Here is an 8,026-nt window from a genome sequence, read left to right as displayed (position 1 = left end):
AAAGCCAAAGAGAGAAAGAGGCACGCCTTTGCCAAACCTGAAACCTTTCCTTGCCACGTGTGAAAAGAACCGCTGCCTCAATTGAAAGCCCGAGCTTGACACAAACAGGCCTCGGTCATCTTGAGGATGAAGGCCTTGCCCGCGCCGTACTGGCCGTTCCAGGGGCTGGAGCTGATGCCGGTCATCGACGAGACGTTGATCACGGCGCCGCGGTCCTGGGCGGCAAAGATCCGCATGTAGTGGTGGAAGCACTTGAGGAAGGTCACGACGTTGACGTTGATCATGGCCTCGTGCTTCTCCCAGGGAGTGTCCTGGATCTTGCCGAAGCTGTGCAGGCAGGCCACGTAGCTCATGAAGCCCATGTCCAGGCCCTCGGTCGCGGCGAAGACGGTCTCGGCAGCGTCGGGCTGGCTAAAGTCGGCGCGCACGACCTTGGTCTCCACGCCGTAGGTCTCACGGATCTCGCCGGCGAGCACGTTCAGCTTCTCCTCGCGACGGCCGACCATGACGACATTCATGCCGCCGGCGGCGATCTTCTCGCAGAACGCCTTGCCGACGCCCTCGGTCGCGCCCAGGATCAGGCCCCACTCACCGTACTTTTCCCTCAGGTTCATTCTGCATCCTCTCTCTCGATGCCCATGCGGGCACCCCTCCTTTAGCGTGCGGCCGCTCAGCCGCATACGGTGCGCCATTATGCGCTGAACAAGAGGGGAGTGCGTTCACGACTTTGCGAACGAACCCGAAACAACGATGAACGGTGTCGGTCTATCACCACAATGAAACCCTTGCAGTATCAAGAGGGGAAGTGCTGGCGGGTGGAACCAAAAGGTGAACGCCGCCCTGGCGTGAGCGGCGTTCGATGTGGTTTTACCCACCTTGGTAGCTATTCACCAGGAGGGCATTGCGACCTCCGGTCACCTTTGCTGTATCCCCTTGTGTGCCCATGTACAAAGGGATGCATCGCTATTCTGCGCCGGTGCTCGACGTCACCGCTTCGGTAGGCTCGGCAAATACGTTTCTCGCAATGTTCATGGTCGGCGTGATGCTCGATGTGCACATCGATACCGAAGACCTGGGACCTCATGCGCCTCATCGACTACGTTTCGGCGCGCGGCGCGTGGAGTCTGCGCGAACTCGGCTGCGTCGGCTTTTCCGGCGGTGCCATGCAGACGCTCTGCCTCGCTGCGCTCGACGAGCGCGTGCGCTGGGCGCTCATCAGCGGCTACCTCTACGGCGTGCGCGACGCGCTGCTCGCCCTCAACAATAACTGTAGCTGCAACTACCAACATAGCCCTCGCGGCTACTTCCTGTGAGAGTTTTTTGTTAAAGCAACGGCGCGAGAGTCCTCGTGGCACCCAGCAGCGTCCTCCACATGTCTGGACTCTCTATGCTTACGCTGGATAGACATCGCCAGAACGGGTATAGTATCGAGAGTTTTGTCGTTTACCAGCGGGGGAGTCCTGTGGGCATCAAAAAGAAGATCAAAAAGGAGCTTATCGGCACCTCCGATTACCCGTCGAATAAGATTTTCACGATCTCCAATTTCATTACCTTCACGCGCCTGGTCCTCACGCTGGTCTTCCTGTACCTGTTTGTGACGGACAACAACCGTGTCGTCGCCATTGTCATTTATGCCATCGCGGCTTCCACCGACTGGATGGACGGTCAGATTGCCCGCATGACTAAAACGGTCTCGTGGCTTGGCAAGGTTATGGATCCCATCTGCGACCGTGCGCTGCTATTTACTGGCGTTTTAGGCCTCGTGGTTCGCGGCGAGCTTCCCATCTGGGTCTGCGTGCTCATCATTGGGCGCGATATCTACCTGGGCATCGGCACGCTCATCGTGCGCCACTACCACCGCCGCCCCATCGACGTAGTGTTTCCCGGCAAGATTGCCACGGCGCTGCTCATGACCGGCTTCTCACTCATGCTGCTGGGCTTTCCCACCGTGGACGGCTGGCATCTGCTGCCCGCCACGTTCACGGCCTTCCCAGGCCTCAACGGCAGCTCGGTACCGCTCGGCATCTTTTTTGTGTATGGCGGCGTCATCTTTTCCATGCTCACCGCTGTCATCTACTCCATTAAGGGTGGAGCGGCCATTAAACAGGCTGTTGCGCATCCAGAGGACGAAGACGTCGACTTTCTTAACCCCGAAATCGAAGACTAAGCCATTGGGGTATTATTACGTACAGTTCATTCTTTGCGGCATGTCCGCGTTAAGTTAGGGGTTGTCATGGACAACATGGTTAACAATATGCCTCAAAACGATAAGACTGCCGACGCAACCTGCGTCTTCCGTGTGCCTTCGAGCGACGTTACCGTTCCCGATCTTATGGCGAACGTTCGCATCACTGCCCCCGTTCTGTCTATTGTCAAGGGGCCGCAGACCGGTGCTGCCTTTGAACTCGAGGACGATGTGACCACCATTGGCCGCGATCCGGCAAACGGCATTTTCCTCAATGACATGACCGTATCGCGTAGCCACGCACGCATTATTCGCGAGGGTCTGGCTGCTCGCATCGAGGACTTAGGCTCGCTCAACGGCACGTGGGTTGACGGCGCTATCGTCAATGCCGCCCCGCTGCACGACGGATCTTCCGTCCAGATCGGTACGTTCACGCTCATCTACCACGAGAGCACGCCGGAGCGCATCGAAACCGGTGAGTAGGGCATGGCCGAACGCAACTATCTGAGTATCGGCCAGGTCGTCAATTTACTTCGAGGCGCATACCCCGATCTTTCGAACTCAAAAATTAGATTTCTAGAAGATGAGGGGCTCATCACCCCTCATCGTACGCCTAAGGGGTATCGCCAATACTCCAAGGAGGACGTTGACCGTCTAGAGGTCATTCTGCACCTGCAGAAGACTCGCTACATGCCGCTCAACGTGATCAAGCAACGACTGGAAAACGCTACAGATCTCTCCACGCTTGCCTACGAGGTGGGTCTGCTGTCCGATGTTCCGCTCAAGACGGAACCAAAGGAAACCAAGCAGAAACTGCACCCCATCGAGACCATTCCGGATATGTTGGGCGTCGAGATCTCGTTTATTCGCTCCTTGGCCGAAAACGACCTTATTCGCATTATCAAGAGTCCGCAGAACCGCGAGCTCGTCGACGGGCGCGATTTTCCGATTATCCGCTACTGTTCTGAACTGTCACGCTTTCATATCGAGCCGCGAAACCTTCGTCAGTACGTATCATCCGCCAACCGCGAGTCTTCGATGTTCGAGCAAGTGCTCGTGAGTATGCTTGGCATGGACACCTCCGATGACGAACGCGATGCCAAGCTCGAACGCGCGTTTAAGAAGTTACATGACCTCACCGAGGGCGTGCATACCGCTCTGCTCAAGAACCGCGTATTTGAGTCACTCAACGCCGTAGTCGAGGACGCCGATATCGATGCCCTCGATGAGGAGATCGCACGCTCCGAATCAACCAAGGCCAAAAGCGAAGAGGCATCTGCCTCCGCGGTCCCCGTGCGCGAGGAATCCCTCGTGCAGCCGCTTAAGGTTGTCGCCCCCTCGCACACCGGCACCGCCAGCGCGGACAAATAAACGCTTCTACAAACCAGCCTCCCATGAAAGGTCACGCCATGTACGACTTCGAATCTCACATCGTCGACATCCCCGACTATCCCGAGCCCGGAGTCGTCTTTAAGGATATCACGCCGCTCTTTAGCAATCCCGAAGCACTTAAAGCCATGGTCGACGCGCTAGCGGAGCATTTCTCCGGCATGGGCATCACTAAGGTTGTAGGACCCGAGGCTCGCGGCTTTATGGTAGGCGTGCCTGTTGCCGTGGCACTCGGCGCCGGCTTTGTTCCTGCACGTAAACCGGGAAAACTGCCACGTAAGACCGTTAGCCAGGAATACGAGCTCGAATATGGAACCGATTCGATTGAGATTCACGTCGATGCCATCAGCTCTAAAGATACCGTGTTGATTCTGGACGACTTGGTCGCGACAGGCGGAACCGTTGAGGCAACAGGTAAACTAGTGCGAGATATGGGCGCAAAGCTCGTAGGTTATGGTTGTATCCTTGAGCTTGCGTTTCTTAATCCGCGCAAGAAGCTCACGCCTTCTAACGAGGACGTTGAGCTCTTTAGCCTGGTAACGGTGGACTAGCCGCTACCCTTAGATACTGGAAAGGAAGCTCCATGCGCACAGCAAACACGCACAAAAACATGGCACGCTGCGCTGCTACGGCAACCCTCGCTTGTGTTTTGGGCTTGGGCCTCGCGGCTCCTGCCTATGCCGATACCGCGTCCGATCTTGCCGCCGCTCGTACAAAACTCGAGCAGATCGGTACGCAAACCCAGCAAATTCATGAAGAACTCTCCGCACAGACGCAGGAGCTTGATCAGACTGCAGGCGAGATCACGCAAAAGCAGCAAGAGATTGCCGAGGGTCAGGCAAAGCTTTCGTCCTACGTTGCCGGTGAGTACAAGACCGGCGGTCTGAGTCTCCTTCAGGTTCTGACAGGCGTCGACGATCTGGGCGATATGCTCAACCGTTTGTTCTACTACGGCAAGGTTTCCGACAAGCAGGCCCAGACCATTCAGGAGGTCAAGGACCTTAAGCAGCAGCTCACCGATAAGCAGGCCGAGCAGGAGAAGAACGTCGCCGCGACGCAGAAGAAGGTCGACGAACTCAACGCCCAGCAGGCTGAGGCCCAGAGTGTCGTGAACTCCCTGGATTCACAGCTGCAGGCCGAGCTTGCTGCCGAGGCCGAGGCGAACGCCGCGCTGCAGGCTGGCATAAATGCCAGCACTGCCGAAAAGGCCACGGTGAGCAACGACACCGCCGGTACGACCGAGAACACCAACAATGGTGGCGGTACGACCAACAACGGCGGCGGCAACACGCCTGCGCCCGCGCCCGCTCCTGCTCCCACGCCGCAACCCTCGACGCCCGCCCCCGCACCGGCCCCTTCCGCGCCGAGCCAGTCCGTTGACGGCGGCAGCGTTGTCTCTCGCGCTTATAGCAAGCTTGGTTGCGCTTATTCCTGGGGCGGCATTGGCCCGAACAGCTTTGACTGCTCCGGCTTTGTAAGCTACTGCCTCACCGGCCGCTACTGCCGCCTGGGCACTACCGGCACCTTCATGGGTTGGCCCCGTGTTTCTGATCCTCAGCCGGGCGACGTCGTGGTTAACTCTTACCACACCGGCATCTACATTGGTAACGGCCAGATGATCCATGCTTCCGACTACAGCACGGGCGTTATCATCAGCTCCGTTGCCGCTGGCATGAACAACAATTATATTTTCGTTCGCTATTAAGTGTTTTTAACTCAGCTAACGAAAGTGGACCTCGTATCCTTTGGGAGCGAGGTCCATTGTTTTATCTCGACCGCCTATTTTGTGTGTAAACTACAATCTAGTTTTGAATACTAGATATGCGCAGCATCTATCCAAAAGATAGCTATAATTGTTGAGAACAACTAGAAAGGACCCTCAATGAGCTGGGCACTCATCTCAGATTCGAGCTGCAATCTTCGCGATTGGCAACCAACCGCACCTCATACCACCTTTGCATTTGCACCCCTTAAGATCCGAGTGGGGGAGCGTGAATTTGTCGACGATCTCTCGCTCGATGTTCACGAGCTTAATGTTGCCATTCAATCGGAATCCAGCGCATCATCGAGCTCCTGCCCAAGCGTAGGGGAGTGGGCTGAGCTCTTTAAGCTCGCCGACAAGACGATCTGCATGCCCATCTCCGAGGGCGTCTCGGGAAGCTACAATGCCGCAGCCACTGCGCGTGACATGGTGCTTGCCGAAGAGCCCAATCGTAAGATTCACCTGGTTAATTCGCGCGCAGCAGGCGGCAAGATGGACCTGATCTTCTTACTGTTTGATCGCTATCTTGCAAGTAAACCGGATGCCTCCTTTGAGGAAGCCTGCGCCTACTTCGATAGCTTGGAGCAGAACAGCAAGATCCTCTTTAGTTTATGCAATTACGAAAACCTTGCGAAGGCCGGACGTATCCCCAAGGCGGCCGGTGTTATTGCCAACAAGCTCAACATCCGCATTTTGGGCACGGCGAGCGAAGCGGGCGAAATTGAACTCGTTGGGCATACGCGAGGCGAAAAGAAGATGCTCACCAAGATTGTCGACACCATGGCGGCCGAGGGTTTCACGGGCGGCGAGGTCATCATCGATCACGTTGAGAACGAAGCTGGAGCCCAGGCGCTTGCCGACCGCATTGTGGAGCACTGGCCAGGCTCCAAGACTATCATCATGCCTTGCAACGGCCTAGATTCCTATTACGCCGAGATGCATGGTCTCATCATCGGCTACGGCATGGGCATGGCTTCGGGCCAATAAAGCTCAACCAAGCAAAACGCGGACGGGACAAAGTGACTGATGGCTCTTTTGCTGGGGTTAGATAGCGATACTTTTTACATCTACCATGTTGCGGCGGTCATGGTTGACAACTTGCGTCGGCTCCTGCTCGGTATCAACCTGTCCGACAAAGCTATAATGGATTTCGATTTTCCGGGTGTTGGTTTCCCGGTCTAATTCATGTATCAAAATACGGTCGATAAACTCATGGACGTTTTCATAGGTCAATTCCTGTATGTCGCTGTATTTCCCGACAATCTGAATAAACCTTGATATATCCCTTTTTCGCTCGGTAACGGTTGCGATCTGCTGTTGTAACTCGTCTATCCTTGCGGCAAGGGATTTCTTTTCGTCCTCATAGCCGGAAGTTAGAAACACAAACCGTTCATCTGTCAGTCTGCCTAATGCGTTGTCCTCATACAGCTTGCGGAAAAGCGTGTCAAGTTCGGTCATACGCGCCTGTGCTTTGAAAAGTTCCTTTTGCTGCTGCGCTAATGCCTTTCTCGCTTCCATGTCGCCGTACTCGGTAGCTTTACAGATAAAGTCCTGTTCGTGTTCCTTAACATACCGCAAAACCCGCCGCATATCTTCCAGCACTAAATCAAGAAGTACGTTTTTGCGGATATAATGAGAGGTACACTCGCTGCCTGTCCTTGCCCTGTTGCGCCATGCGCCGCAAGAATAGGAAAACTTGCGCGGCTCGATATTTACGCCCTGTTGGTAATACATCTTATGTCTGCAACCAGCGCAAAACAGCAAGCCGGAAAAAATATCAATCTCCGCTGCTTTTGTCGGGCGGTGGCGGGTAGCAATCCGCTTTTGCGCAAGTTCAAAGGTTTCCTCGTCAACAAGCGGCTCATGGGTGTTTGGGAAGAAATAGCGTTGTTCTTCTTCGTTCTTCCGGGTCTTTTTCGACTTGTAGGATACCTTGTGAGTTTTCGCGGTTATGGTATGCCCTAAATATTCCTGCCTTGCTAATATGTCATAGAGCGTTTTGTCCGGCCAAGTATAGGGGGCGATCATTGCCCGCTGATACCGCGCCTGTCCTGTACGCTGATAGCGCAACGCTCCAATCGTCAAGACTTTGTTTTCCGCAAGCCATTTTTGGATTTCGCACATACGCACGCCGCTAACAAACATAGCGAAAACCTGTTTGACAATCGGCGCGGTTTCCGGGTCGGGTATAAGGTGGTGGCGGTTGTTCGGGTCTGGGATATAGCCGTATGGATATTCCCCGTTGACGCGCTCGCCTTTTTGCGCCTGTGCCTGTTTAACTGCGCGGATTTTCTTGCTTGTGTCGCGGGCGTAAAACTCGTTAAACCAGTTCCGCAAGGGGGTAAACTCGTTATCCTCCCGCGCTGTGTCAACTCCGTCGTTGATCGCGATATAGCGTACTCCGTTTTCGGGAAATACAATCTCTATGAGTTCGCCCGTTTTCAGATAGTTTCTGCCAAGACGGGAAAGGTCTTTGGTAATGACCGTCGCCACTCGTCCGGCTTCCACTTCCTGCAACATCGCTTGCAGCCCCTCGCGCTCAAAACTCACGCCGGAAAATCCGTCGTCCACAAAAAACTTGGCTCTTCGGTGGTTTCTGTGGGAGAGATTCCGGCATAGGCCCAGCTCAGCGGGCGAAAACAACGATCTGGAACTGAAACGGCCCCGGGAGGGGCCGTTTCCGCGTCATC

9 protein-coding genes are annotated in these 8,026 nt (G+C 55.2%); 7 read left to right on the top strand and 2 right to left on the bottom strand.

The genetic code is table 11. From position 1 onward, the window contains the following. Positions 1–77 precede the first annotated feature (77 nt). Positions 78–614: a 7beta-hydroxysteroid dehydrogenase gene (locus ACTM82_RS08670; RefSeq protein ID WP_441055782.1), complete on the bottom strand. Its 537-nt coding sequence runs from the start codon at positions 612–614 to the stop codon at positions 78–80. 435 nt (positions 615–1,049) lie between these two features. Between ACTM82_RS08670 and ACTM82_RS08665 the strand changes: the two genes are divergently transcribed. The 7 genes from ACTM82_RS08665 to ACTM82_RS08635 all read left to right on the top strand — a co-directional run bounded on the left by ACTM82_RS08665 (position 1,050) and on the right by ACTM82_RS08635 (position 6,323). After that, the gene (locus ACTM82_RS08665) at positions 1,050–1,313 is read left to right on the top strand and encodes a hypothetical protein (protein ID WP_441088543.1); all 264 of its coding nucleotides are present in this window, start codon (positions 1,050–1,052) and stop codon (positions 1,311–1,313) included. A gap of 149 nt (positions 1,314–1,462) precedes the next feature. Further along, the gene (locus ACTM82_RS08660) at positions 1,463–2,167 is read left to right on the top strand and encodes a CDP-alcohol phosphatidyltransferase family protein (RefSeq protein ID WP_441031238.1); all 705 of its coding nucleotides are present in this window, start codon (positions 1,463–1,465) and stop codon (positions 2,165–2,167) included. 66 nt (positions 2,168–2,233) lie between these two features. Further along, positions 2,234–2,668: an FHA domain-containing protein gene (locus ACTM82_RS08655; protein ID WP_195838557.1), complete on the top strand. Its 435-nt coding sequence runs from the start codon at positions 2,234–2,236 to the stop codon at positions 2,666–2,668. Between the two features lie 3 nt (positions 2,669–2,671). Next, positions 2,672–3,556 carry a transcriptional regulator FtsR gene (ftsR, locus tag ACTM82_RS08650; protein ID WP_154516382.1) on the top strand — a complete coding sequence of 295 codons (885 nt, stop codon included), beginning with the start codon at positions 2,672–2,674 and terminating at the stop codon, positions 3,554–3,556. Between the two features lie 38 nt (positions 3,557–3,594). Beyond that, positions 3,595–4,125: an adenine phosphoribosyltransferase gene (locus tag ACTM82_RS08645; RefSeq protein WP_195838556.1), complete on the top strand. Its 531-nt coding sequence runs from the start codon at positions 3,595–3,597 to the stop codon at positions 4,123–4,125. A 32-nt stretch (positions 4,126–4,157) separates the two neighbouring features. Next, a complete protein-coding gene (locus ACTM82_RS08640) occupies positions 4,158–5,279 on the top strand; it encodes a coiled-coil domain-containing protein (protein ID WP_154516376.1) in 1,122 nt (373 codons plus the stop codon). A gap of 177 nt (positions 5,280–5,456) precedes the next feature. After that, positions 5,457–6,323: a DegV family protein gene (locus tag ACTM82_RS08635; protein ID WP_427748039.1), complete on the top strand. Its 867-nt coding sequence runs from the start codon at positions 5,457–5,459 to the stop codon at positions 6,321–6,323. A 57-nt stretch (positions 6,324–6,380) separates the two neighbouring features. On the opposite strand, the gene ACTM82_RS08630 is transcribed toward ACTM82_RS08635, so the two are convergent. After that, on the bottom strand, positions 6,381–7,979 hold the full coding sequence (locus tag ACTM82_RS08630) for a recombinase family protein (RefSeq protein WP_441088542.1): 1,599 nt from the start codon (positions 7,977–7,979) through the stop codon (positions 6,381–6,383). Between the last annotated feature and the right edge of the window lie 47 nt (positions 7,980–8,026).

Source organism: Collinsella sp. HCP3S3_E5 (assembly GCF_052067635.1).
GTDB lineage: Bacteria > Actinomycetota > Coriobacteriia > Coriobacteriales > Coriobacteriaceae > Collinsella.
The sequence above is the reverse complement of the archived record's forward strand: the minus strand, read 5'-3'. Positions and strand labels throughout refer to the sequence as shown.

What these genes read in the sequence shown, in the direction of transcription:
- ACTM82_RS08645 (WP_195838556.1), top strand. Translation starts at nt 3,595, where the DNA reads ATGTACGACTTCGAATCTCACATCGTCGACATCCCCGACTATCCCGAG.
- ACTM82_RS08640 (WP_154516376.1), top strand. Translation starts at nt 4,158, where the DNA reads ATGCGCACAGCAAACACGCACAAAAACATGGCACGCTGCGCTGCTACG.
- ftsR (WP_154516382.1), top strand. Translation starts at nt 2,672, where the DNA reads ATGGCCGAACGCAACTATCTGAGTATCGGCCAGGTCGTCAATTTACTT.
- ACTM82_RS08670 (WP_441055782.1), bottom strand. Translation starts at nt 614, where the DNA reads ATGAACCTGAGGGAAAAGTACGGTGAGTGGGGCCTGATCCTGGGCGCG.
- ACTM82_RS08655 (WP_195838557.1), top strand. Translation starts at nt 2,234, where the DNA reads ATGGACAACATGGTTAACAATATGCCTCAAAACGATAAGACTGCCGAC.
- ACTM82_RS08665 (WP_441088543.1), top strand. Translation starts at nt 1,050, where the DNA reads ATGTGCACATCGATACCGAAGACCTGGGACCTCATGCGCCTCATCGAC.
- ACTM82_RS08635 (WP_427748039.1), top strand. Translation starts at nt 5,457, where the DNA reads ATGAGCTGGGCACTCATCTCAGATTCGAGCTGCAATCTTCGCGATTGG.